21 protein-coding genes are annotated in these 24190 nt (G+C 49.7%); 8 read left to right on the top strand and 13 right to left on the bottom strand.

Annotated elements, in window-relative coordinates; genetic code table 11:
• Position 1: 1 nt before the first annotated feature.
• Both RYZ26_RS14230 and RYZ26_RS14235 read right to left on the bottom strand, forming a co-directional pair.
• Positions 2-811 (bottom strand): arylamine N-acetyltransferase family protein, encoded by an 810-nt coding sequence (locus RYZ26_RS14230; protein ID WP_317683893.1) that lies wholly within the window; start codon positions 809-811, stop codon positions 2-4.
• 89 nt (positions 812-900) lie between these two features.
• The gene (locus RYZ26_RS14235) at positions 901-1500 is read right to left on the bottom strand and encodes a Crp/Fnr family transcriptional regulator (protein ID WP_317683894.1); all 600 of its coding nucleotides are present in this window, start codon (positions 1498-1500) and stop codon (positions 901-903) included.
• A gap of 69 nt (positions 1501-1569) precedes the next feature.
• On the opposite strand from RYZ26_RS14235, the gene RYZ26_RS14240 reads away from it, so the two are divergent.
• The 4 genes from RYZ26_RS14240 to RYZ26_RS14255 all read left to right on the top strand — a co-directional run bounded on the left by RYZ26_RS14240 (position 1570) and on the right by RYZ26_RS14255 (position 4338).
• The gene (locus RYZ26_RS14240; RefSeq protein ID WP_317683895.1) at positions 1570-2256 is read left to right on the top strand and encodes a DUF2161 domain-containing phosphodiesterase; all 687 of its coding nucleotides are present in this window, start codon (positions 1570-1572) and stop codon (positions 2254-2256) included.
• Positions 2257-2281: 25 nt separating this feature from the next.
• On the top strand, positions 2282-2665 hold the full coding sequence (locus tag RYZ26_RS14245; RefSeq protein WP_317683896.1) for a nuclear transport factor 2 family protein: 384 nt from the start codon (positions 2282-2284) through the stop codon (positions 2663-2665).
• Between the two features lie 129 nt (positions 2666-2794).
• A complete protein-coding gene (locus tag RYZ26_RS14250) occupies positions 2795-3100 on the top strand; it encodes a BON domain-containing protein (protein ID WP_317683897.1) in 306 nt (101 codons plus the stop codon).
• Between the two features lie 86 nt (positions 3101-3186).
• The gene (locus RYZ26_RS14255; RefSeq protein WP_317683898.1) at positions 3187-4338 is read left to right on the top strand and encodes a PP2C family protein-serine/threonine phosphatase; all 1152 of its coding nucleotides are present in this window, start codon (positions 3187-3189) and stop codon (positions 4336-4338) included.
• On the opposite strand, the gene RYZ26_RS14260 is transcribed toward RYZ26_RS14255, so the two are convergent.
• Together RYZ26_RS14260 and RYZ26_RS14265 are read right to left on the bottom strand one after the other, a co-directional pair.
• Entirely contained in the window at positions 4325-6277 is a 1953-nt protein-coding gene (locus tag RYZ26_RS14260; protein ID WP_317683899.1) for an adenylate/guanylate cyclase domain-containing protein, read from the bottom strand. The two genes, RYZ26_RS14255 and RYZ26_RS14260, sit on opposite strands and share 14 nt — an antisense overlap.
• Positions 6278-6359: 82 nt before the next feature.
• Positions 6360-6869 (bottom strand): hypothetical protein, encoded by a 510-nt coding sequence (locus RYZ26_RS14265; RefSeq protein WP_317683900.1) that lies wholly within the window; start codon positions 6867-6869, stop codon positions 6360-6362.
• Between the two features lie 201 nt (positions 6870-7070).
• Between RYZ26_RS14265 and cimA the strand changes: the two genes are divergently transcribed.
• Together cimA and RYZ26_RS14275 are read left to right on the top strand one after the other, a co-directional pair.
• Positions 7071-8681, top strand: a complete 1611-nt coding sequence (gene cimA, locus RYZ26_RS14270; protein WP_317683901.1) for a citramalate synthase — start codon at positions 7071-7073, stop codon at positions 8679-8681.
• Entirely contained in the window at positions 8668-9477 is an 810-nt protein-coding gene (locus tag RYZ26_RS14275) for an RNA methyltransferase (RefSeq protein WP_317683902.1), read from the top strand. The genes cimA and RYZ26_RS14275 overlap by 14 nt, the downstream gene beginning before the upstream one ends.
• Before the next feature lie 137 nt (positions 9478-9614).
• On the opposite strand, the gene RYZ26_RS14280 is transcribed toward RYZ26_RS14275, so the two are convergent.
• The gene (locus tag RYZ26_RS14280) at positions 9615-10232 is read right to left on the bottom strand and encodes an FMN-dependent NADH-azoreductase (RefSeq protein WP_317683903.1); all 618 of its coding nucleotides are present in this window, start codon (positions 10230-10232) and stop codon (positions 9615-9617) included.
• A 242-nt stretch (positions 10233-10474) separates the two neighbouring features.
• On the opposite strand from RYZ26_RS14280, the gene RYZ26_RS14285 reads away from it, so the two are divergent.
• Positions 10475-11191, top strand: coding sequence for a hypothetical protein (locus tag RYZ26_RS14285; protein ID WP_317683904.1), 717 nt, complete (start codon positions 10475-10477; stop codon positions 11189-11191).
• A 117-nt stretch (positions 11192-11308) separates the two neighbouring features.
• Here the strand turns inward: RYZ26_RS14285 and amt are convergent, their stop codons facing one another.
• From amt to RYZ26_RS14300, 3 genes are all read right to left on the bottom strand, one after another.
• Positions 11309-13813, bottom strand: a complete 2505-nt coding sequence (gene amt, locus RYZ26_RS14290) for an ammonium transporter (protein WP_317683905.1) — start codon at positions 13811-13813, stop codon at positions 11309-11311.
• Positions 13814-14165: 352 nt separating this feature from the next.
• Positions 14166-15959: an ATP-binding cassette domain-containing protein gene (locus tag RYZ26_RS14295; RefSeq protein WP_317683906.1), complete on the bottom strand. Its 1794-nt coding sequence runs from the start codon at positions 15957-15959 to the stop codon at positions 14166-14168.
• A 133-nt stretch (positions 15960-16092) separates the two neighbouring features.
• The gene (locus RYZ26_RS14300; protein ID WP_317683907.1) at positions 16093-16836 is read right to left on the bottom strand and encodes an MBL fold metallo-hydrolase; all 744 of its coding nucleotides are present in this window, start codon (positions 16834-16836) and stop codon (positions 16093-16095) included.
• Positions 16837-16986: 150 nt separating this feature from the next.
• Here RYZ26_RS14300 and RYZ26_RS14305 point away from each other — a divergent pair, with 150 nt between their 5' ends.
• Positions 16987-18381: an FAD-linked oxidase C-terminal domain-containing protein gene (locus tag RYZ26_RS14305; protein WP_317683908.1), complete on the top strand. Its 1395-nt coding sequence runs from the start codon at positions 16987-16989 to the stop codon at positions 18379-18381.
• On the opposite strand, the gene RYZ26_RS14310 is transcribed toward RYZ26_RS14305, so the two are convergent.
• The 5 genes from RYZ26_RS14310 to RYZ26_RS14330 form a co-directional block, all read right to left on the bottom strand.
• A complete protein-coding gene (locus RYZ26_RS14310; RefSeq protein ID WP_317683909.1) occupies positions 18350-19270 on the bottom strand; it encodes a type IV pili methyl-accepting chemotaxis transducer N-terminal domain-containing protein in 921 nt (306 codons plus the stop codon). The two genes, RYZ26_RS14305 and RYZ26_RS14310, sit on opposite strands and share 32 nt — an antisense overlap.
• 60 nt (positions 19271-19330) lie before the next feature.
• Positions 19331-19756: a DUF2141 domain-containing protein gene (locus tag RYZ26_RS14315; RefSeq protein WP_317683910.1), complete on the bottom strand. Its 426-nt coding sequence runs from the start codon at positions 19754-19756 to the stop codon at positions 19331-19333.
• 91 nt (positions 19757-19847) lie between these two features.
• On the bottom strand, positions 19848-20738 hold the full coding sequence (locus RYZ26_RS14320; RefSeq protein ID WP_317683911.1) for a hypothetical protein: 891 nt from the start codon (positions 20736-20738) through the stop codon (positions 19848-19850).
• Between the two features lie 119 nt (positions 20739-20857).
• The gene (locus RYZ26_RS14325; protein WP_317683912.1) at positions 20858-21817 is read right to left on the bottom strand and encodes a ribonucleotide-diphosphate reductase subunit beta; all 960 of its coding nucleotides are present in this window, start codon (positions 21815-21817) and stop codon (positions 20858-20860) included.
• Positions 21818-21915: 98 nt separating this feature from the next.
• Positions 21916-23775, bottom strand: a complete 1860-nt coding sequence (locus tag RYZ26_RS14330) for a ribonucleoside-diphosphate reductase subunit alpha (protein WP_317683913.1) — start codon at positions 23773-23775, stop codon at positions 21916-21918.
• Positions 23776-24190: the final 415 nt, after the last annotated feature.

Here is a 24190-nt window from a genome sequence, read left to right on the forward strand (position 1 = left end):
CTTATCCTGTGGGTCGAATGACCTTGTAAATCTTTGTCAGTTCCTCCTTATTCAGATCAATATCGAACAGGGTCTCAAGCTGTATCTTGAGGCCTTGCTCACTTTCTATCGTCTGATCATGGCGATGACCGTCGTGCACTGTCGTCAGGGTGTTTTGGGCCATGAAGGTGGTGTTGTCCGCCCCCTTCAGGGAGATCACCAGTTCATTGACGAATTTGGATGCGGGGTGGCAGTTGGTATAGAAATTCGCCATTTTGAAATCCGCATCGGTGTAATTTGCCAGTTCGAAGCGATAGAGGATGAAGAACGCTCCGTCCTTGAATAGCTCCAACTGATAGTGGCCGTCCTGGTTTTGCTGGATGCGATAACGCTCCCCATTGGGGCAGTAGACCTCTTGGCCGGATAGTGAAATGGGCGCAGACGGTGTATAAGGTCCAAAACCCACATCCAGTAGATATATATCATTGCTGATGTTGACGATGCTGACACGATGGGTTCTGGGGAAGTCGCCTTCGCGGTTATAGATCACGCGGGCCAGTTGGGCTGAAGTCTCAAACCCCAGTTCCTCCAATACATGAAACATCAGTTTGTTATGTTCAAAACAATAGCCGCCCCGGCCCCGATCAATGATTTTATCAGCAAGGTCGTCGGTTTCCAGGGATAGGATGTCACCGGGGTTGAGCAACACATCAAGATTGTTGAAGCTGAAGGTTGCAAGATGTTTTTGTGCAAGCGCGTACAGCAGTTCCAAAGGGGACTGATCGGGATTGATATCCAGTTTGTTCAAATAGCGGGCGGTGATGTTGTTCATATTAAATCCTTCAAAGTAAATCTTAAAACCCCGATTGGAATGGTTATAAACAAACCCGTTGGGCGTTTCCTTTACATATGTTGAGAGATTTAAAGATTGTGTTCTTTTCTGATCCGGCTGAGCTGTGTCGGGGTGATGCCCAGACACGAGGCAATATGATGCAGCTTCACCCGGCCCACCAGATGGGGGTTCTGCGCCATGAAGTTGCGATAACGCTGCAGGCTGTCCTCACTCATCAGGCTGATTTCGCGCGGGCCCTTGGCTTGTATCCAGTTCATCTCGATATACTGGATGTGATAGGACTTCAGGTCTTCAAACTGATCAAGAAGTGATCGATATTTCGCATGATCAATGACGATGAGGTCACTGTCTTCCAGGGCCTGAAGCCCATAGGCAGACGGGGCCTGTTGCAGCAAGGCGATGACACTGGCGGGGAATTTGCCTTCTTCAAAAAAATTTTCCGTAATCTCTTTGTCTTGATCTTCACCACCCAGCGTATAGGTGCGCACCAGCCCCTGACAGATGAAGTAGAAGCTTTTGGGTACATCGCCGAAATGGAGCAAATGCTCGTTTTTCTTTACAGTGGTGGTATGGCAGATGTCTTTAATGGCGTCAAACGTGGCGTCCGACAAGACCCAATATCTGCCCATCGCGGCTTTTAATTTTGAAAAGGCAACTTCGCGCTTCACTCTGGCTTTCCTTTAATTCTAAGATGGGGGAAACTATATCGTGGATTTGTGCGCAAGGCCCCTTTTTTAATGATCAGAGAAACAGATTTATATGCGCCCGTTAAACAGTTGCTGGAAAGCCTGAATTATCAAGTCAAGGCAGAGGTGAAAGACTGCGACGTTGTCGGTTTGCGTGATGACCAAATGGTCATTGTGGAGCTGAAGCTGAGCTTTTCAATCGATCTGTTGCTTCAGGCGGTGCAGCGTCAAAGCTTGTCTGATCTGATCTATATGGCTATTCCCGCACCGGATACACCGACAAAGCGCAAGAACTGGCGGGCGCGTCAGCGCGGATATCTGAAACTGTGCCGCATGCTGGGGCTGGGATTGATCTTGGTGAAATCTGAAGAAAAAACAGAAATCCTGCTGGATCCGACGGAATATAAACCGCGTAGAAACAAAAGAAAAACCACTGCCCTTTTAAAGGAATTCAACCAACGACTGGGCGACCCCAACGTCGGCGGGACCACCGGGAAGAAGATCATCACGGCCTATCGTCAGGATGCCTTGCGGTGCGCCCTTGCCCTGGCAGGAAAAGAGCGAATGAAACTGTCTGACATTCGAAAAGAAGCAGGCGTGGAAAAGGCATCATCCATCCTGCAGAAAAATTATTATCATTGGTTTGAACGTCTGGATCGCGGCGTCTATGGGCTAACCGATTTGGGGCGTGAAGAGCTTAAGAAATATGATGATGTGATCAAAATTATGCAATCATAATGATTTGTTTATTTTAGGAGGTCCTATGTCTGATCTGGATAAAAACAAGGAAAATGCCGTTGCTTTTTATGATCTGATGTTCAATCAGTGTAAGCCACGCGAGGCGATAGATCGTTATGTCGGGGATGTTTATATCCAGCACAACCCACACGTTGCAGATGGCAAGGATGCTTTTATTGCTTATTTTGAAGAGATGGCGCGGGACTATCCGGGTAAGAAGGTGACCTTTAAAAAGGTATTGGCGGATGGCGATATGGTCATTCTGCATTGTCATCAGGAATGGCCCGGGGACGAAGATTACGCCGGGATTGATATCTTCCGCTTTGATGACAGGGGGAAGATTGTGGAACATTGGGATGTGTTGCAGGTGATCCCGGCTGAAATGGCGCATGACAACAGCATGTTTTGACCGATGGGCTGGCGTCTGCGTGGGCTTGAAAAACAATGGTCGCGATGCTACCTTCAGTATCAACAATAAAGGATAAAAAGTGGGCGCGACTGAATGGCTGTTCGCGCTGCTTTGTAGGTTATGGCGCATATGAAATATTTATTCCTCGGCTTGTTTTTGGTTTTGACTGCCCCTGTCTGGGCGGATGATGAAGATACTTTCCGTAAATCCAAAGGCGATGGCTTCTATAGCGATGCTGAACTGCAGAAAATCGTTGCAGATAAAGTGGCTGAAAAATTTGAAGATTCCGGCGCTGTCGTGAATGTGGAAGTAAAAGATGCCCATGTGATTTTCACCGGGACGGTGGTCACGGCCGCACAGCTTTACGTTATCCGCAGCTTGATGCAAAAAACCAAAGGCGTTAAAAGCTTCGAAAATAACCTAGAGGTCAAATAGTCTCAATCTGAAATATCATTGGCATTGTCCTAATGGCTGTTGTAGTTTCCTATGAAAGTGCAGCTGCGCATTTGGGGGAATGATGGATGCCGACAACACTTGTTGTTGATAATGATGCCGGGTTTGAGGAAATTTGCCGCAATTGTCTGGGGCAGAGCACCCCTATGGGCGAACATGATTTCCTGTTTGCTAAAAATGATGCAGAAGCTATCAATATAATCGAATCAAAACCGGAACTGGACCTTGCGATTGTGTCGATTGATGGCGGCAATATTTCCGGCATGAACCTGTTTCGCCAGTTAAAAAGCGTGCGCCTGCGTGTACCGCGGATTGCCCTGACAGCCGGCAGTGATTTATCCAATATCCGCAAAGCCATGAATGACGGGGCAGCTGATTTTCTGACCAAGCCTGTGCAGTCCGATGATCTGCTGGTGACCGTGGATAAAGTCTATAAAGATTGTGAAGCACGTCGTGAAGCCTGGCGCAACGAAGCGCAATTATCGGCCATTCAACGCGAATTGGATATTGCTGAAAATATTCAGCGCCAGATTTTGCCGTCCATCTTTCCATCACGTGAAAAGCTGGATATCTCTGCCCATCTGACACCTGCCAAACGTATGAGCGGGGATTTTTACGACACGTTTGACCTGCCTGATGGCAAGATCGGTCTGGCGGTTGCCGATGTCTCGGGCAAGGGCATTCCGGCTGCCTTCTTTATGGCGGTGGCACGGACCTTGTTGCGCGCAACAGCCATGAACAGCCCGTCGCCCGGGGCCTGTCTTTACAGTGTGAACAATATGCTGTGCCAGCACCAGATCACATCCATGTTTGTGTCGATCTTTTACTGCACGGTTGATCCCAAAACCTGGGAAGTGGTCTATAGCAATGGTGGGCATTTGCCGCCATATCTGATCCATGGCGATGATGCCAAGGGGGCAACCGCTCTTGAAGGTGGAGAGGGAATTGTGCTTGGCGTGCAGGAAGATATGCCCTTTGAAGAATCAAGCTATATGCTGGGTCATCACGATGCCTTGTTCTTTTACACGGACGGGGTGACAGAAGCCTTTGATCCGCAGAAGAACCAGTTCTCGGATGAACGGCTGATCGACTATCTGCTGAATAATCGAAGCCTTTCCGCCCATGCCTTGTCTGAAAATCTGTTTGCCTTTGTGAATGATTTTCGCGATGGGGCAGAACAGAACGATGATTTCACCAGCCTGGTGATCAAGCGTTTTTAGGTGGCTCTTCGTCTGTGGCGACAGGCGTTGCAGGGGCTTCTTCTGAAACCTGTTCTTCGTTGACGGTTAATCCTGCATCAAACCCATCATCTGTTGCAGCTTCTTTCACGGGGGCAGCTGCGGCGATGTCAGGGGCCACGCCTTCGGTGGCCACCAGTTCAATCTTGCCTTCTTCCCCTTCTTCAAGCGTGTCCTTACCTTCTTCTTCATCCAGATATTCAATCGGTGGGGCGGTCCAGTCGATCTGATAAATCTGCTGGTCTTCTTCAAATCCTTTTAAAGACTGGGGGCCGATATCCATGAAGGTATAGACGGGCTGTTCCCCAAACAGGTCTTTGAAAAATTGTGAGACACAGATGGAATCACTGGGGGTGAAATCACACAGACGCGCGGCCAGCTGAACCGAGGTTCCAAACAGGTCGTTGTTCTTTTTAATGGGTTCACCTGCATTTAACCCGATGCGCACATGTAACGGAAATTCGGGGCCGGACTTGTTGTTGCCTTCCACCCGTTTCTGGATTTCGATCGCGGCCTGCATGGCCATATCATGGTCTTTGAAAGACGCCATGATGCCATCGCCCAGATGTTTGATCTCTGTGCCCTCCAGATTGGTTAGTGCCGTGCGCACAATCAGGTCGTGGGCCTTCAGGACTTCCTGTGCTGCAAAATCACCATGTTTGGTCGTAAGGTCCGTTGATCCCACCATATCGGTGAACATAATGGTCAGAAGGTTCGGATTGATGGTTTCGTCAATTTTCGGTTTCCAGTTGACCCATTCTTCGATGGTTTCACGGATAAACAGGGGCGCGGACTGATCGCCATTGCTGTAGCGTGCAGCAATTTCGCCTGCATCGTTAAACAATTCTGCATGGCGGGGATCGGCCAGGTATTTTTCATATTCAGCGGCAAAGCGCTCGGCCTGTGCTGACTTTGCCCCCAACATTTCCAGAATGCGGCGCAGGATGATGTCAAATTCATCCTGAGTCAGGTCATGGTCTTTTGCGATGCGCGCAGTTGCGCCAGTCATAAAAAGGTTTAGCCCAAAACGGTTGAGGTTTTGGGCTTTGGCGTCTGGGCCTTTTAAGGCGCCCAGGCTGGTGCCTAAGAAATTGACCATGAACATCTTCTGTTTTTCCGCTTCTTCGGAAAATTCGATGCTTTCATCCGGTTCGGAAATTTCCAGCTTTTCAAGCTCATCAAAGATGTTGAACTCTTCTTCGGGTTCCTGGGTGACTTCGACGGTGGGCATTTTATCAATGGCTTCAGCAGCCTTTTCCATCTCTTTGGAGATTTTGGATTTCTTCACCACAGGCTTTTTCTTTTCCTTCTTCTTAAAAGGATTGAGATCAAACCGTGTGGTGTAGTAACTGAGCGATGAAAGGGAGGCGATGAGAAAGACCGTGACAAACATCCCGATCAGCAGGGCTTTTTCGATATGGGCCTCAATACTGACCCCAAACCCTTTAATCAATAAGGCGAGCAGTCCTGCAGCCGCCCCGCCGGAACCCACACCAATAACCAGGATGGTTGAGATAATGGCGAGAAACATCCGTGCGCTGACTTTGGCCTTGGGCCGTTCTATCTCTTCAAACGGGTCGTCATAAAGGAAGTCATCCACATCATCGCGGGTATAGCCCACACGGCCATCACTGGACACGGCCATATCTGCCCAGCTGGTGCTGGACTTTGCACGTCCCTTGGGTTTGGCTTTTGTGGGTTCCAGTTTGTTGCGATAGACCAGAATTTCGTTATGGCGTCCGGTCTTGTCATTATATTCTTCCATAATGACGCGCACCGGATGGCCCTTGCGTTCTATGTCCAGTTCTTTGGCTTCACGCAAGGCAACAGCACGTTCATGAAAGGCATATCGGGCATGGACCTGCCAGCGTCCATGGTGATGGACTTGAACTTCATAGTTCTGGTTGTCGTGTGTGCCCATAACAGGTCCTCATTGTTTTCTTCTAAGATGACTTAAGATTTCATCTTTGAAAAGAGGGACTTGTATTAAAAATGCAAATTGTTCAATCGAACAGGGCGTCAATGTCGTTTTGATCCATAACAACTTCTTCTTTCGGCTCTTCAATCCCGCTAAGATCGGCAGTGCCGTGTACAATCGCACTTAAACGCTCGGTCAGGCGGTGAATGCCTTGTGCCGATTCGCCGATTTTAAAGCGCAAATAGTCCATGTCCCCGGTTGCAATGGCTTCTTCTGCATCAGCCACCGCCTGAAAGATCGCCATATCCACCTGAGAGACCGTATCTTCAAAGGCTTTTTTATAAAGCGGGGGGACATGATCATAGACTTCAACAGCCAAGTCTTTATCAGCAATGGTACTGTCGCGGAAATGGTCTTTATAGGGTTTGGGTTCCCATTCTTTGACCATGTCCAGGCAGTCAGGCATGTCCGGCAACATGTCGATCATCATGACCACTTCGTTGAAATGGTTGAGATAATCGGTCGCCAGTAATGTTTCTTCGTTGATGTTTGTACCCCGGACCTGTTCTTGATAGGCCTCAAATTCGGGGCTCATACCCTCATCCACGCTCGTTCCTCGCTGTTTTCTTTTTCTTTGTTAAAAGATTATTACAACTTCTATTGTTATTGATACAAAAATATAAGGCGTTTTTAAACCCCTTAACCTAAAATACGTATAAAAAATCAAGGAAGGCTTGAGAAACTCGCGAAAATTTTGCATTCTCCGGCACCAATTCGAATTGAACGGATACACACAATGACCAACGATAACAGAGTCTATCTTTATGATAGCACGTTGCGCGATGGCGCACAGACACAAGGCGTGGATTTTTCAGCAGCAGACAAGGCTGCGATTGCCATTGAACTGGATCGTCTGGGCATTGATTATATTGAAGGCGGCTGGCCGGGGGCAAACCCGACAGATGATGCCTTTTTCGCCAATCCACCCAAGATGGAAAAGGCCATCCTGTCTGCCTTTGGCATGACCCGCCGCCCGGGCCGCAGCTCGGATAATGATCCGGGCCTGAACGGGCTGGTGAATACGGGTGTGAAAACCGTGACGCTAGTGGGCAAAAGCTGGGATTTTCAGGTAGATGTCGCTTTAGAGATCGAACGCTCTGAAAATATCGCCATGATCGCTGATTCCATTGCTTATGTGAAAGACAAAGCCGGCGAAGCTATGTTTGATGCGGAACATTTCTTTGATGGCTACAAAGCCAACCCGGAATTTGCGCTGGAATGCTGCAAGGCCGCTTATGAAGCAGGCGCGCGCTGGATCGTTATGTGCGATACCAATGGCGGCACGCTGCCCGATGAAGTCGAAGCCATCGTCACCGAAGTTTCCAAACATATCCCGGGCACGCACCTTGGTATCCACTGTCATGATGATACGGGCAATGCAGTTGCAAACTCTCTGGCGGCGGTACGTGCTGGGGCGCGTCAAATTCAGGGTACGCTCAATGGTCTGGGTGAACGTTGCGGTAATGCCAATTTGATCTCCATCCTGCCGTCCCTGATGCTGAAAATGGGTTATGAGACAGGGGTCAGCGAAGACGGGCTGAAGCGTCTGGTGCATGTTTCGCGCATGTTGGATGAACGTCTGAATCGGGCACCGTCTCGCAATGCAGCTTATGTGGGTGAATCTGCTTTTGCGCACAAAGGTGGCCTGCATGTTTCCGCCATCGAAAAAGATCCGAAATGTTATGAACATGTGAACCCGGAAAGTGTCGGCAACCAACGCACCATCATCATGTCCAATCAGGCGGGGCGATCCAATCTGGTCGCCAAGTTCCGCGAAGTGGGCGTCGAGGTTGATCCGAAAGATGCCAAGGTCAATGCCCTTTTAGATGAGATTAAAGAACTGGAAAGCAACGGCTATTCCTATGATGGGGCGGATGCTTCATTTGAATTGCTGGCACGTCGCAAGCTGGAAAATGTGCCGGAATATTTCCGTCTGGAAAGTTTCCGTGTGATCGATGAACGTTCCTGGGACAAATCCCACGTGCTGAAAAACACCATGTCGGAAACCACAGTCAAACTGTTTATCGGTGGGGAACGTAAAATGGATGTGGCCGAAGGCAATGGTCCGGTCAACGCACTGGATGCGGCCCTTCGTAAAATCCTGATCCCGTTTTACCCGGATGTTGCCAACCTGCATCTGGTGGACTTCAAGGTGCGTATCCTCAATGGGGATAAGGCAACCGAAGCCATCACGCGGGTTATGATCGAAAGTGCGGATGACAAGGGCAATACCTGGACCACAGTCGGCATGTCGTCCAACATCATTGATGCGTCTTACGAAGCCTTGCGTGATAGCTTGATCTACAAACTCTATAAATCAGGTGTTAAGGCCCATGGCGGGAACTGATCGTCGTCGTAAATCAGAAGCGGTGGAATTCTGCCGCGATGATGCCCCGGCCGTCATTTTGGTGGAACCGCAACTGGGCGAAAACATCGGCATGGTGGCGCGTGCCATGCTCAATTGCGGCCTGAAAGATTTGCGTCTGGTCAACCCGCGCGAAGGCTGGGACCGTGACCGGGCTGAACGGGTTAGCTCTGGTGCCGTGATGGTGCTGGATAGTGCGCGTATTTATGACAGTACCAAAGAAGCTGTGGCTGACCTGGAAACGGTCTATGCCACAACAGCCCGTGTGCGCGACATGGTGAAACCGATGGTGACGCCGCGACAAGCTGCGACAGAAGCCGTGGCCCTGGCGGCTGATGATCGCAAGATCGGTATTCTGTTCGGTAAGGAAGCCAAGGGGTTGAACAATGATGATGTTGCGATGTCTGATGCGATTTTGCACCTGCCGCTGAACCCGGCCTTTGCCTCGCTAAACCTCGCCCAGGCTGTCTTGCTGGTAGGCTATGAATGGTTCACCATGAATGACGACACCGAAGGGCGTTACGTTCATAAAAGCAAAAGCAAATCGGCACGACCTGCTACCAAGCAGGAAGTCATCGGTTTTTACGAACATCTGGAAGAAGAACTGGATAAATCCGGTTTTCTGCGTATCGAAGAAAAACGCCCTAATATGGTGCGTAACATCCGCAATATTTTTGCGCGCATTGAACTCACCTGGCAGGAAGTCCAGACCCTGCGCGGAATTGTCGCTTTTCTATCGACGGGGCGCGGTGGTGGCCCTGGCAAGGGGAGGGAGTGAGAGGAAGGGGATTTTTTACCTCTCACTTTTCCATACTCGAAGGTTTTATTTTTGAATAACCCGTTGATGAAAGTAATTGGTTATATTGCTTGATTGTGGCGAAGCATGTGCGGGAAATACCAGATCTCTCTTGCTCCTTACGCTGCAAGCGCTGCTTCAATCTCCTGAATAACATCTGAGACGGCAGAGGCTACGGCATTTTCGCCCATGGCAAGTCCATTTGCCTGCAACAAAGTCACATCTGTAATCCCAATAAAGCCCATTACGGTTTTTAAGTATGGCAGCACAAAATCCATCTGAGGATAACCGTTTTCTGAATAATCGCCACCACGTGTGCCGATCACATATACAGGCTTGTCTTCAATTAGACCAACCGGGCCGTTTTCAGTGTATTTAAATGTTTCTCCTGCACGGGCGAAATGGTCGATATAGGCTTTGAGGCCAGATGGTACACCGAAGTTGTGCATCGGCGCACCGATTACAATCACATCTGCATCCTTGATGGCCTGCACAATCGCGTCAGAGCGATCCACATGGGCCTGTTGTATGGCATTTCGTTGATCCTCAGGTGTGAAGTAAGCACCTAGAATTTCACCATCCGCATGAGGCAGTTCCATCGCAGAAGTATCATGTTCAATCACTTCAACGTTGCCTGACTGGCTGGCCTGGTATTTTTCAACGAAGGAGGCAGTGAGTTTGCGAGAGACAGAATTTTCGCCCATCGGGCTGGAATTGATGACGAGAAGTTTTGACATGTTAGGACCTCTTAAACTGAAGAATGAGTTATCTGAGAAAGAGAATGCCCAGTTTCGCAAAATTTGATAATGGGTGCATTTTGAAAATGATTGTTTCGTATTTTATGCCAATATATCAGAAAACTCCATTTCACCATGAGGGGAAGACATGATAGCTTTACGCCCTATAGGAAATAGGATGGCCCATGAGCGAAACAGATTACACACATTTGAATGAAGGCGACAAACTGCCAAGTGGTGACGTGATCACCCAAATCATTTCGGCAACTGACGCCTTTATTGTTTATATCGATGAAGACGATGAACTGCGTTATGTGGCCGATGGCTTGCCCAAATCGCAAAAGAGAAATGATATTTTCAATACCTATAGCAAATGCCGTTTTGCCATCAATACGCGGTTTAATGGTGCAAAAAACATCCAGCTCAAATACTTTTTAGGGCGCGCCTATTCTGCTGCCCTTGATGACCTTTTGCTCAGTAATGAAGCGCCCAAAGGCATGCAATATATGCAAAATGCTGAAAATTTTATTCAAAGCCAGAAGACAGAAGAAGAGGCCATTACCTACTTCACGTCTATCAGCATCGGGCTGACACTGTTCAGTACCCTTGTTTTTTCAGCCCTTCATTTCAACGTTACTGGTTTGCATCAAGTTGAAAATGTCTTTCTTGCCATCGTCTTTGGAATTGTTGGTGCGATGACTTCCATCATCCACCGCAGCAGAACCATTCAGCCGGAGAAATTCAGTAAGGCCCGTTATCATTGGCTTCAAGCAACTATTTTTCTATCATTTGGGGCAATAAGTGGCCTTCTGTTGTTCCTTGCGGCAAAAGGGAATCTTATCCTGGGGGCTTTTGCCACTGAGCGTGATGCTCTCATGGTGTTCTGTTTTATTGCGGGATTTAGTGAACGTTTCTTTGATAGTTTGGTTGCGAAATTGGAAACAAAAATCTCATCATGATCAGAAGGGATCGGGCCGGTAGTATTTATGGGTCAACCAATGTCATCAGCTTTGATGAGCTAAAAAAAATACCCCGCCTGATCAGATCAAGCGGGGCCAAGTCACGGGTCGTTCGGTTTATTCAGCAGCTTGCTGTGAGATCTTGTGAAGTGACAGGCTGCTGACCAGTTTGTTCAGCTCGTTGGCGGTTTTGGAGATTTGTTCCGCCTCGCCTTTCAGGTCGGTGGCTTGCGTGCGGCTTAGGCCCGCAGCCATTTTTACGTCGGAAATTCCCTCGTTCAAGGCCCCAGTCTGGTTGGCGGCTTGTCCGGCAACCGTAGACGCTTCATGTGTATCGGCCGCCACCCGGTTAATTTCCTGGGCGACATAAGACGTCATATCTGTCATTTCGCCTAATCGTCCGGTGATGCGATCAGCTGCTGTGGATTGCTGGGAAACCGCATTGTTTATGCCATCTGCCGTTTCATTCACATGTTCCACCAGGCCTGCGATTTTCTCCATCACAGAAACGGCTTCGGTGGCCCCGCTTTGCATGGTGGAAACACGGCTTTCAATATCCGCAATGGCTTTAGCGGTTTGATCAGCCAAGTTCTTAACTTCGCCTGCCACAACCGCAAAGCCTTTACCTGCCGCGCCACTGCGTGCTGCCTCAATTGTGGCATTCAGTGCCAGCATGTTGGTCTGGTTGGCAATATCACTGATCATGGAGAGAACCGCACCTGTGGCTTCGGCAGCTTCCCCCAATGCTTTCATTTTATCGCGCCCATCACGCACTTCACCAACCGCATCTTTCAGCAAAGTCTGGGTCTGTCCGGTGGAGGATGAAATCTCATCAATGCTGCTGACAACCGATCTAATTTCGTCGGCGACATTCTGCACGGTGGATGACATCTCATCCGCATTCTGCGCGATGTTTTTCGCCAGTTGTCCGGCTTCGCCCACACCATTTGCCATCTGATCCATATTGCCGGAAACAGATTGGGTCGTGCTTTCCAGCTCATGGGCGCGGGCCTGTGTTTGTTCGGCCTGCGCACTTAATCCTGTGGACATGCTGGAAAGATTGCGCGACGCATTGACCAAAACGGATGTCGTCTTTTCCATACCTGAGACAAGGGAGGCATTGCGTTTCATCAGGCGTTGAAAGTAAAAGGCGATTTCATCTGCTTCATCTGCGGCAACAAAATTCGCGTGTGGTTCATCTTCTGCCACACCGCCAAAGACATGTTCCATTTCACGCAGCACGTGAGATGCGCCCATTGTGGCTGCATGTTCGGCAAAGTTCAGGCCATTGAGTTCGTCCTGTTCAGACACCCGCATGCCGCCATCAAACATCTTATCAACGATTTTCAGGATCATGTAGGGCAGGATAAAGGCCCAGACAAAAGCAGCGCCCACACCAACGGCCTGTACCAGAAACTGGGTCCACATGCCGTTGCCGCCGAAGGTTTCAACTGGGGCTACAAACGCCAAAGCCAGCGTGCCAAACGCACCTGCGACACCGTGCACGGATACCGCACCGACAACGTCATCGGCCTTCAAAACTTTTTCAAGGAAGTCAGCCGCGATCACAACACAAACAGCCGCACCACCACCGATGAAGATTGCCCCCCACAGGCTTACCACATCACAACCGGCTGTGATCCCGACCAGACCACCAAGCACACCGTTGATGGAACGGTCCGGACGATAGTGTCCGTCTACATAGCGACCACAGACCAGACCGACAAGGCCCCCAATGGCACCCGCCACAACTGTGTTGGCGATGATATGAGCAAAGGCAGGTGTACCAGCGGTGGTTGATCCACCGTTAAAACCAATCCAACCGATCCACAGAATGATACAGCCGAATGTCGCCAGAACCGGGCTATGGCCGTTAATTTCTACAGGCTTACCGTTTTGATCATAACGACCCAGGCGCGGACCAATTACCAGAACAGCCGCCAGGGCAACCCAGCCCCCGACGCTATGCACAACGGTAGAGCCTGCAAAATCAATAAAACCAAGAGAGGTCAGGAAGGTTTCATTGTCCGTATTCAGCAAGTTCCCCCAGGCCCAGTGACCAAAGACAGGGTAAATCAGCAAAGCGATCAGCAGTGTTACCGCAAGGTAGCCGCCGAACTTCATCCGTTCCGCCACGGCCCCTGAAACAATGGTTGCTGCCGTTCCGCAGAAAACCACCTGGAAAATGAAGAAGGTAAAGGTCCAGTCTTCCACCTGATCAAAAGCCAGCAGATCAAGATCAAGCCCGATCAAACCGCCTGCAGATGTACCAAACATCATCATGAACCCCACCGCACCAAAGCAAACGGTTGCCAGGATAAAGTCAGCAATATTCTTTTGTGCCACGTTGATGGAGTTTTTGGAGCGCACAAGGCCTGCTTCTAAAAGCAAAAAACCCCCTTGCATAAAAAACACAAGGCAGGCGGCCATCATGGTCCAGATATGATCGATATTGACCTGTTTTTGGGTCAGTTCATTTTCAAGAAAGGTTAAACGCTCTTCCAGCATTTTCGCATCCATGGCCAGTGCCTCGGTGCCTGCGACGATCAGGCTAATTGCGAAAATGAAGATAAACAGGATCGCCATTGATCCCCGCTGCATACCATCATTGGTACTCTCCATTTTTTGTTTTTTGCCGATCTTTTTGATCAGCATCTGTTTTGGAGAATTGCAAGGTGAATGCCAAACAATTGACACGAGCCTCAAGAATATGAAATTATTAGCTTTTTTAAAAAATACGTAGATATACATAGTGCTCATGATTTAGTCATGCTTATTTTCTAGGCATAAAAAAAGAGCGTCTGTACAAGTTTTGTGCAGTGCAATATAGAACTTAAGTACTTGTTTTATAAAATGAATAATGATTCAGGGTTATATCCATTTGGATAGATAGTGTGGCTTAGCCTTGTATAAAAAAGTGGCTAACGGTCTTCTTTGTTTGGGTGCCATCTTTCGCTTGTGGCTTGCTGACCTTTTATCCGTTCAACTCTTCTACCATCATTTCCAGTTCCAGCCAGCGTTCTTCGCTTGTTTCCAGTTCAGTCTGAACTTCTGATAAGCGATCACTGATTTTCTGGAATTTATCTGGATTTTTGGTGAACAGGTTCGGGTCTGCCATTTCCTGTTCCAGCTTTTCTTTTTCAGTCGTCAGGTCTTCCATTTTCTGCGGCAGCATGTCCAGTTCGCGTTGGTCTTTATAGCTGAGTTTGCCTTTGGGCTTTTTCGCCTGTGGCTTCGGTTTTTCAACCACCTTTGCTTTAACAATCTTGGCTTCCTCAGCTACCTTGCGCTGGCTCAGGTAATCTTCATAGCCTCCCGGATATTCCTGCACATCGCCCATGCCTTCAACGGCAATGGTGGAGGTTACAACCCGGTCCAGAAAATCACGGTCGTGGCTGACCAGCAGCAAGGTGCCGTCATATTCAGACAAGACTTCCTGCAGCAAATCCAGTGTTTCCATATCCAGATCGTTTGTCGGTTCGTCAAGCACCAGGAAATTGGTCGGACTGGCCAGCAGCTTTGCCAGCATCAATCGGTTTTTCTCTCCACCTGAAAGCGCATGAATGGGCTGGCGGGCCTGGCGTTCCTCAAACAAAAAGTCACGCATGTAGGTGACCACATGTTTTGGTGTGCCATGGACCATAATTTCGTCCCCGCCCGTATCGGCCAGATAGTCCCAGCAGGTCACATCCTGTGGCAGGTTGTCGCGTTTCTGGTCGAAATAGGCCGCTGTCAGATTTGTGCCGATGCGGATCTCGCCGCTGTCCGGTTCAATCTGTCCGGTGAGCATTTTCAACAGGCTGGTTTTGCCCGCACCGTTCGGCCCGATCAGACCGATCTTGTCGCCGCGCATGACGCGTGTGGAAAAGCCTTTGGTGATGACTTTTTCGCCGAACGCTTTGTGTAGATCAAGCGCTTCGATCACCAGCTTACCGGAATTCTCCCCGCTTTCAATCTGCAGGTTGGCCGTGCCCTGTACCTTGACGCGGCCCGCCTTTTGTTGGCGCAGGTCAGCCAATTTTCGAACGCGGCGCATGTTGCGTTTACGACGTGCCGTCACGCCTTTCAGCATGTAACGTTCTTCTTCCTTGATTTGGATATTGATGCGGGTGAGTTCCTTTTCCTCTTCCGCCATCACATGTTCAACCCATTCATCGAAGAATTCATAGCCCTGATCGGTGCGACGCACTTTTGATCGATCCAGCCACATCAATTGACGTGACAGTTTGCGCAGGAAGGTCCGGTCGTGACTGATCATCATCATGGCACCACGGAAAGATTGCAGCTCTTCCTCCAGCCATTGGATGGTGGGCAGGTCCAGGTGGTTGGTGGGTTCATCCAGCAACAGGATATCCGGTTCAGACACAATCGCGCGCGCAATGGCTGCGCGGCGTCCTTCCCCACCCGATAGCGTTCCCGTATCACGCTCCCCATCAAGTTTCATGGCATCCAGACACATGGCGACGCGATGATGTTCATCTTCATGACGAAGGCCCGCATGGACATAATCATGCACCGTCTGACCTTTGGGCAGAACCGGGTCCTGGGGTAGATAAGAAACCGTGATGCCGAGCTGAAGAAACACTTCGCCGTCATCCACATCTACAAGACCAGCCATGACTTTCATCAGGGTCGATTTCCCCGACCCGTTACGCCCGACCAGACAGATGCGGTCATTGGGCTGAATATGACATTCCACCCCTTCAAAAACGGGACGCCCGCCAAAGGTAACATGCACATCACGAAGGGTCAGAAGAGGAGGGGCCATGGGATCAGTCTTGTCTCAAATTACAGCAGTGCCCATGTCTTACTAGATTCCCGGCGTCGCGGGAATGACGAAATTGAATATTTTTTGAATCCTTGTTCCGGGCGTCATTCCTGCGAAGGCAGGTTTTTTTTCGTTAAACAGAAATTTTCATCCCGTCGAAGGCGACCTGGTGGGTGATTTTGTTTTGGAGCTCAAATGCCGTGGGGCCGAGGTGGGTGAGGACGGTGTGTTTGGCGTTTAATTCTTCGCGTTTTTCTTTGATGGTGTCGAAGTCCAGGTGGAATTCGCATTTTTTGTCGTAATGAAAGGATTCGCAGATAAAGAGGTCGGCGTTTTTGGCCGCAGGCAGCAGTTCTTCTGTCCAGCCTGTATCGCCGCTGTAGGTAATCACCTTGTCATCCACATCAAAGCGCAGGATGAAGTCATTGCCGTCCTGCAAATGCTTGGCGCTATAGGGATGAACGCCGACGCCGTTTAGAACCTGGCGGCGCCCCTTTGTCAATTCGACAAACAGGACTTCGAAATCCACGCCTTTATCCCAGCAGCCCGGGTAAAGCACGTTCATGGTATCAATGATGCGCTTTTTGACCCCTTTGGGTCCGGCGATCACCAGGGGTTTTGTGCGGGCCGCAAGGTAGCGTGCATCCATTAAGAAGAAAATGACCCCTGCAAAATGGTCGCCGTGGAGGTGGGTGAGGAAGATGGTATCAATAGAGTTGGGGGCCACATTGAATTTTTTCATTGCCACCATGGAGCTGGCCCCGCAGTCGATCAGGAAGGAATTTTTTGATCCTTTGACATGAAAGCAGGTGTTGAAGCGGCCGCCCGTACCAAAGGCATCCCCGCATCCAAGAAATTGAACATCTACCAAACTCATTAAGTTTCTTTCCTCATGTAATGGTTTCTAAATCGAGCATGGCTCAACCTAGAAGTCAAATGTTTCTACGCGGTAATGCCGACTTGTTCTTTTTTATTTCACCCCCTAAAATCGGTTTCAAATGAAATGATACCGGGATGTGAAAAGACAATGGGTAACCCATACGGCATTATCGATGCAGATTTCCTTGCTACGTTAAAAGTGCTGACGGCGGAGGATCGGGTTTCGACCTCGCAAGCACTTCGAGAGCAACATGGAACAGATGAGTCTTACCACAAAGCCAAGGCCCCGGATGTGGTGGTGTTCACACTTTCCACAGAAGAAGTTTCTAATATTGTTAAATTATGTGCGGAACATAACGTTCCGGTGATCCCCTATGGGACAGGGACCTCTCTGGAAGGGCATATCGCGGCCCTTCATGGCGGGGTCTGTATCGACCTTTCGCAGATGACGGAGATTATTGAGGTCCGCCCGCAGGATCTGGATGTGACCGTACAAGCAGGCGTCACACGCAAGACCCTGAATGAATATCTGCGCGATACCGGCTTGTTCTTCCCCATTGATCCGGGCGCGGACGCATCCCTTGGCGGGATGACGGCGACGCGCGCATCGGGCACGAATGCAGTTCGCTATGGCACCATGCGTGAAAATGTCCTGTCCCTGACCGTGGTGACCCCGACAGGCGAGATCGTGAAGACCGCCTCACGTGCAAAAAAATCTGCTGCCGGGTACGATCTGACCCATCTCTATATCGGGGCGGAAGGCACGTTGGGGATTATTACTGAGGTCACCTTGCGCTTGTATGGCATTCCGGAAAGTGTGACAGCCGCCATCTGTCCGTTTACCAGTCTGGAAGAAGCGGTCAATATGGTGATTACCACCATTCAGTGCGGGATCCCCATTGCACGGATTGAACTGTTGGACGAAAATCAGATGGATGCGGTGAATCAATATTCCAAACTGAATTATCAAGTCTCTCCAACCCTGTTCTTTGAATTTCATGGCTCCCCTGCCGGTGTGGCTGAACAGGTGGAGATGGTGAAAGATATCGCCGAAGATTTTGGGGGGACCCATTTTCAATGGGCAGAAAAGCAGGAAGACCGCGACCGTCTGTGGGCGGCACGTCACAATGCCTATTATGCCGCGCTTGCCATGCGCCCAGGTTGCAAGGGTGTATCATCTGATGCCTGCGTTCCGATCTCAAGGCTGGCCGAAGCCATTGTGGAAACCAAGGCTGATATGGAGGAAAGTGATTTGTATGGCACTATCGTGGGTCATGTGGGTGATGGAAATTTCCACGCCCTGTTCGTCTTTAACCCGGACAATGAGGAAGAACTGAAGGAAGCAAAACGCTTAAACGCCCGCATTGTGGAACGTGCCATTGCCTTTGAAGGCACCTGCACCGGGGAACACGGCATTGGTCACGGCAAGATGAAATATCTGGAAGATGAATTTGGCGAAGCCGGGCTGGATATCATGCGCACGTTAAAACGCGCGATGGATCCGCAGAATATTATGAACCCCGGGAAAATTGTAGCTCTATAGTTTCTTCGCCGTTGACTGTCTCACTTGCGAACTTGACCAGCATCTGCACGATCTCGTTGCTTTGACGCAGCATGGCTTCGTTGGCATAAGAAATGATTCGGAAATCCATGCTGTGGGCATCACGTCCATTGGCGGCCGATAGCATGGTTGCACGGGCGGCCTGCCAGTTGGATTTGGTCTCAACCAGTTTTTTGTGGATTTCTTCGCTGGGCGCAGGCGGGATATTTTGCGCCGGGTTGCCATCACGCAGATCATCCAGGGCCTGATCAAACATGCGGATGCTGGTTTTCAGGTTCTTTTGATTTTCTTTAACGTTCAGACCATAAGACAGCAGGCAAAATTCCTTGGCAGCTTTTTGTGTCAGCATGCGTTGACGTCCGGCAATATTGATGGCGCGCACCAGGCCTGCGTTCAGCGTTTCGTCCTTGCTGTAGACATTTTCCATAAACTGCACGGCCATATTGGCCTGGCGCAGGACGGGCAGGTTAAATTCTGCGATCAGGTCCATATCCACACCGGGAAAGGTCGGCATATCCAACAGGGATTTTGCGCCGAATTCCAGGAGATGCCAGTTCTTGTCAATCTTTTGTAGTTCACGCAGGATCGATACATTATCTTCTTTGGGCAGTCCCATGGATGGATCACCAAACTGCAGGGCGTAATGGCTTTTTTCAAACAGGTCAACGGCCTTTTTCAGGGCATCAATTTGCATATCCACATCACTATAGGTGCTGATATAGCATGCGGCCTTGGCGATACGTTGAGAAAGCATGCGCTGTCGCCCTGCAATATCAATCTTTAGGGCCTGCACACTGTCATCAGCTGCTAAATCATGATCACTGGTGAAGCTGAGAAAGAAAACAAGGAAGACAAGGAGAAGGAAACGCATGGGTGAAACTCTTTGAAAAAGGCGACAGGTGAATGAGTGCAATTTTAAGAATGTACGGTGTTAATAAGTCATATAAACGACCACCACATCTTTGGTTCCGTCAAAGTTAAACCAGACATCTTCAAATTCCGGCATGCCAAAGGTCAGGCGCGGGTCATTGGTATAGCCCACGCCTTCTTCGCCCATGCCGAACTGGTTGGTGTTAAATTCATTATCCTGATTGTCATCATGGTGCACAATGATGGCATAGCGCCCCTTTTTAAGCCCGGTGATATGATGGACCATATCGCCTTCCCGTGGCTTCAGTTCCATATAAAGCAGGGCTTCTTCTTCCAGGGGGTAGCTTTGTTCGTTATGGATGAAAAATCTGAGCTTGCCGCCATAGTCACTGACATCCCCGATGATGACTTTTAAATCAGAAGCCGCCATCGACGGGCTGAAAAAGGACAGCCCCAAAAAAAGGGTGAGGAAGGCAAGACGCAGCATGAACCATAATCCAATAAAAGACGGTCAGTTTTTTCTTTTAATTATAATCTGTATCTATTTGGATTGAAAGGCTATTCACAGCTTTTACGGGTTAGTCCCTAGGGGGAAGCACAAGTCTGGCGATCCATAAAAACAGCAAGGCCATCAGGATTGGCCAGGCAATGGTTTCAAAAGTGAAAATGGTGATCAAGGTAATCACCCGATCCGGTACGTTGTTGAGCATCCCGACAAGTTTATCTGAATTGGCCAGTCCTTTGACCGTTTCCCAATCCGGCAGCAAAAGAGTATCGTGGGTATCCTGTGGTGTAGGGGAAAAGACAGAGGTGTCTTTCGACCCGGTTGTCAGGGACGGTAAAGGCTGGGTGTTTTTAGGTTTTACCCCGACGGCTTCATTGGTCTTTTCGCGCACCGTTTCCACATGATGGATCGCCTGATCATAATCCGGTTTTAGATAAGTATTGGAAATGACCTGTCCGCCAAGGGCGATGGTAGGGATCAGCAGACGGGTGGCAATTACACTGACGATCAGAACCGTACCCAACCGATTTAGCCGTGCTTGATAAGATTTGGTAAAAGGCGCGATGAGGAGAGGCAGGAGCGCAAGCGGCAGAAGATAGGTCCAGCTTATATCACCCAACACGGCGATCAGGATTTCCTGCACCCCGACGCTTGCGAGCGCAATGAGCATGAGATCAGAAAACTGTTCGATCATGTCATTGATGGGCTCTAAAATTTGTCCCGGCTGGATGCTGACCACACCCACCCCTGCATCCACCGATTCCAAAAGGGATATGGTGGCGTTTAGGGTGCGTGCTGCAGCATAAGAATAAGCCGCGCGTTCACGGATATCGGCCAGATAATCACTGGCTTCCTGTTCAAAAGCGGGTAGGGGAGTGAGGTGATAGAGCTTGTCAAACAGGCCCGTCAGGCAAAGGGCGATGAGAGCACTGATGAGGAGGGATTGTCGAAGCTGGCTTGGCATAAAAACACCCTTGTCATCCCGGCCCTTGTGCCGGGACAATCCGTTAAAACAAATATACTTTGTCCAAGGATTGTCCCGCAACAAGTGCGGGATGACAATGGTTATTTTAGATCAAGGCCTTAGGCAAAAGCTTCGTCCCAGGTGCCTTGGGTGGCGGCTTTGGAATATTCTGTTGCGCGGTTTTCAAAGAAGTTGGCATGTTCAACCGCGTTCAGCATCGCATCCAGCCACGGCAGTGGATTGCGATCGATATTATGTTGGGCTTCCAGCCCCAGTTGTTCCAGACGGCGATCGCCGATGTAGCGGATATATTGTTTGACTTCATCCGCTGTCAGACCTTCAACTGCACCCATTTCGAAACAAAGATCAATGAAGGCATCTTCATGTTCGATAATGGTGGCACAGGCCTCATAAAGGCGCTTGTGCAGTTCTTCGATGTCGATGTCCGGGTTTTCTTCCAGGAAGGTTTTATAGAGCTTGATGATGGAATTGCAGTGAAGCGTTTCATCACGCACTGACCAGGTCACGATCTGGCCCATGCCTTTCATTTTATTCAGGCGCGGGAAGTTTAGCAAAATGGCGAAGCTGGCAAACAATTGCAGCCCTTCGGTAAAACCGCCAAATACAGCCAGCGTGGTTGCGATATCAATTTTGCTGTCGATGCCGAATTGCTGCATATAGTCGTATTTGTCCTTCATTTCCTTATATTTAAGGAAGGCGGCATATTCTGCTTCGGGGATACCAATGGTATCGAGCAAGTGCGAATAAGCCGCGATATGGATGGTTTCCATATTTGAAAATGCCGCCAGCATCATCTGCACTTCGGTTGGCTGGAACACGCGTGTGTAATGACGCATGTAGCAGTTGTTCACTTCGATGTCACTTTGGGTAAAGAAGCGGAAAATCTGGGTTAGCAGGTGACGCTCTGCCTCTGTCAGGTTTTTGTGCCAGTCTTTGACGTCATCGGCCAGTGGCACTTCTTCAGGCAGCCAGTGCACCTGTTGCTGGGTTAGCCAGGCTTCGTAGCACCAGGGGTAGCGAAACGGTTTATAGACGGGGTTTGCGTCCAGAAGTGACATTGGTATTTTCTTTCTTTTAAGTCGTCACCCCTGCGAAGGCAGGGGTCTTTTTCTGTTTAAATGAGATTCCTGCCTTCGCAGGAATGACGATTTCTATCTTACTGACAGGCCAGACATTCTTCGTATTTGTCGGCGTCATTATCGGCCAGTGGCAGGCGCGGATTATCCGGCGTTTCCACTTTTTCCAAAAGCGCTTTCAGGCTGTCCGGCATATGGTCTTTGGTGGCGACCACTTCGGCGCGTTGAATGGATTTGGAACGGCAGTAATAAAGGCTCTTGAGCCCACGTTTCCAGGCCTGATAATGCAGCTGGTGCAGGTCACGTTTGTGAATGTCAGCGGGCAGGAACAGGTTGACCGATTGCGCCTGATCGATAAATGGTGCGCGATCTGCGGCCAGATCAACCACCCAGATTTGATCCAGTTCAAACGATGTCTTGAAGACATCTTTCTGATCGTCTGTCAGGAAATCCAGATGTTGAACAGAGCCTTCATTCACCGTGATGGATGTCCAGGTGTCTTCGTCATTGCGGCCATGTTCTTCCAGCACTTTTTCAAGATACGGGTTACGCACGTTGAAAGAACCGGAAAGGGTTTTGTGCATATAGCTGTTGGCGGCAATAGGTTCGATCCCCGGGCTTGAACCGCCACAGATGATGGAGATTGATGCCGTCGGTGCAATCGCTGTTTTGCAGGAGAAACGGGCTTTGATGCCATATTCTTCCGCATCCGGGCAGGACCCGCGTTCATCGGCCAGAACTTCAGACGCTTCATCCGCCTTTTTCTGGATATGGGCAAAGATGTTGCGGTTCCAGGCTTTGGCGAGTGCAGATTCAAACGGCACACCGTTTTTCTGCAGCAGGGAATGGAAGCCCATGGCGCCCAGACCGACACTGCGTTCACGCATGGCAGAATATTTGGCGCGGGCCATTTCGTCCGGGGCTTTTTCGATAAAGTCATCCAGCACATTATCCAGGAAGCGCAGGATATCTTCGATAAAGCGTGGATTGTCTTTCCAGGATTCATAATTGGCAAGGTTGACAGAAGACAGGCAGCAAACGGCAGTGCGTTCTTTACCATGGTGATCCGTCCCTGTTGGCAGGGTGATCTCCGCACACAGGTTCGATGTCTTGACCGTCAGACCTGCCAGCTTGTGATGTTCCGGCAAAGATGTGTTCACATGGTCAGAATAGATGATGTACGGCTCACCCGTTTCGATACGTGCTGTCAGGATACGGATCCACATGTCACGGGCACTGACGGTGCGCATAACCGTGCCGTCATGAGGGGACAGCAGTTTCCATTCTTCATCATCTTCAACCGCGCGCATGAATTTGTCAGATAGCAGAACCCCATGGTGCAGGTTTGGTGTCTTGCGGTTTGGGTCACCCCCTGTCGGGCGGCGCAGTTCGATAAATTCTTCCAGTTCCGGATGGTGATCCGGCAGGTAAACAGCGGCTGAGCCACGGCGCAGGGAGCCCTGGGAAATCGCCAAAGTCATGCTGTCCATGACACGCACAAACGGGATTACGCCGGAGGTTTTACCGACACGGCCCACAGGTTCGCCGATGGAACGCAGGTTGCCCCAGTAAGACCCGATACCGCCGCCTTTGGCTGCCAGCCAGACATTTTCCGTCCACAGACCGACAATGCCATCCAGGCTGTCGTTGGCTTCGTTCAAAAAGCAGGAAATGGGTAAGCCGCGTGTGGTGCCGCCATTGGAAAGCACAGGTGTGGAAGGCATGAACCACAGGCGGCTCATGTAATCATAGATGCGTTGGGCATGGGCGTCATTATCCCCATAAGCCGAGGCCACACGACCAAACAGGTCCTGATAGCTTTCTTCCGGCATGAGATAACGATCTGCCAAAACAGATTTGCCGAAGTCGGTCAGATGACTGTCGCGTGCATGATCCACATGGACCTGACAGCCCCCTTGTACCTGAACAACATCAAGCATACTAGATTCCACTTTATTACGCCTCCGATTAGCGGTTTATCATTTTGCAAAATAAGACACACCGATGGACGAAAGTGCCTGTCATCCATTTCGTTTCTTATTTCGCTATTTCAAGAGTGGGACAGTCCGAAAGCTGGCCCTTATTTATGGTGTAAAGTGTCCGATTTGGTGTCTGGATTCGCGCATCGACCGCCTACCCCATATTTAGAGAAGACGGTCGTCAGAACAAACGAGATTCGATTTCGTCTGTGGGCAGAAAAACTGATAAAATCGGCGGAATTTATAGCGTTTCCTGCTGCTTGCGAGCCCATAAATGAACGTGCCTTACCCCTAGATATTGTGGGTAGGAGGGGCTGCTGTCAACAAATTATAGTGGGTTATTGCATTTTTTTGACGGCTAAAAGATTCCGCATCT

Origin of the sequence: Terasakiella sediminum (assembly GCF_033100395.1) — a bacterium.
Lineage (GTDB): Bacteria > Pseudomonadota > Alphaproteobacteria > Rhodospirillales > Terasakiellaceae > Terasakiella.

Excerpts from the sequence above, each read along its gene's own strand:
- RYZ26_RS14280 (WP_317683903.1), bottom strand. The coding sequence starts at position 10,232 with ATGTCAAAACTTCTCGTCATCAATTCCAGCCCGATGGGCGAAAATTCT.
- RYZ26_RS14245 (WP_317683896.1), top strand. The coding sequence starts at position 2,282 with ATGTCTGATCTGGATAAAAACAAGGAAAATGCCGTTGCTTTTTATGAT.
- RYZ26_RS14320 (WP_317683911.1), bottom strand. The coding sequence starts at position 20,738 with ATGCCAAGCCAGCTTCGACAATCCCTCCTCATCAGTGCTCTCATCGCC.
- cimA (WP_317683901.1), top strand. The coding sequence starts at position 7,071 with ATGACCAACGATAACAGAGTCTATCTTTATGATAGCACGTTGCGCGAT.
- amt (WP_317683905.1), bottom strand. The coding sequence starts at position 13,813 with ATGGAGAGTACCAATGATGGTATGCAGCGGGGATCAATGGCGATCCTG.
- RYZ26_RS14330 (WP_317683913.1), bottom strand. The coding sequence starts at position 23,775 with ATGCTTGATGTTGTTCAGGTACAAGGGGGCTGTCAGGTCCATGTGGAT.
- RYZ26_RS14325 (WP_317683912.1), bottom strand. The coding sequence starts at position 21,817 with ATGTCACTTCTGGACGCAAACCCCGTCTATAAACCGTTTCGCTACCCC.
- RYZ26_RS14315 (WP_317683910.1), bottom strand. The coding sequence starts at position 19,756 with ATGCTGCGTCTTGCCTTCCTCACCCTTTTTTTGGGGCTGTCCTTTTTC.
- RYZ26_RS14230 (WP_317683893.1), bottom strand. The coding sequence starts at position 811 with ATGAACAACATCACCGCCCGCTATTTGAACAAACTGGATATCAATCCC.
- RYZ26_RS14255 (WP_317683898.1), top strand. The coding sequence starts at position 3,187 with ATGCCGACAACACTTGTTGTTGATAATGATGCCGGGTTTGAGGAAATT.
- RYZ26_RS14275 (WP_317683902.1), top strand. The coding sequence starts at position 8,668 with ATGGCGGGAACTGATCGTCGTCGTAAATCAGAAGCGGTGGAATTCTGC.
- RYZ26_RS14260 (WP_317683899.1), bottom strand. The coding sequence starts at position 6,277 with ATGGGCACACACGACAACCAGAACTATGAAGTTCAAGTCCATCACCAT.
- RYZ26_RS14295 (WP_317683906.1), bottom strand. The coding sequence starts at position 15,959 with ATGGCCCCTCCTCTTCTGACCCTTCGTGATGTGCATGTTACCTTTGGC.
- RYZ26_RS14300 (WP_317683907.1), bottom strand. The coding sequence starts at position 16,836 with ATGAGTTTGGTAGATGTTCAATTTCTTGGATGCGGGGATGCCTTTGGT.
- RYZ26_RS14305 (WP_317683908.1), top strand. The coding sequence starts at position 16,987 with ATGGGTAACCCATACGGCATTATCGATGCAGATTTCCTTGCTACGTTA.
- RYZ26_RS14310 (WP_317683909.1), bottom strand. The coding sequence starts at position 19,270 with ATGCGTTTCCTTCTCCTTGTCTTCCTTGTTTTCTTTCTCAGCTTCACC.
- RYZ26_RS14250 (WP_317683897.1), top strand. The coding sequence starts at position 2,795 with ATGAAATATTTATTCCTCGGCTTGTTTTTGGTTTTGACTGCCCCTGTC.
- RYZ26_RS14265 (WP_317683900.1), bottom strand. The coding sequence starts at position 6,869 with ATGAGCCCCGAATTTGAGGCCTATCAAGAACAGGTCCGGGGTACAAAC.
- RYZ26_RS14240 (WP_317683895.1), top strand. The coding sequence starts at position 1,570 with ATGATCAGAGAAACAGATTTATATGCGCCCGTTAAACAGTTGCTGGAA.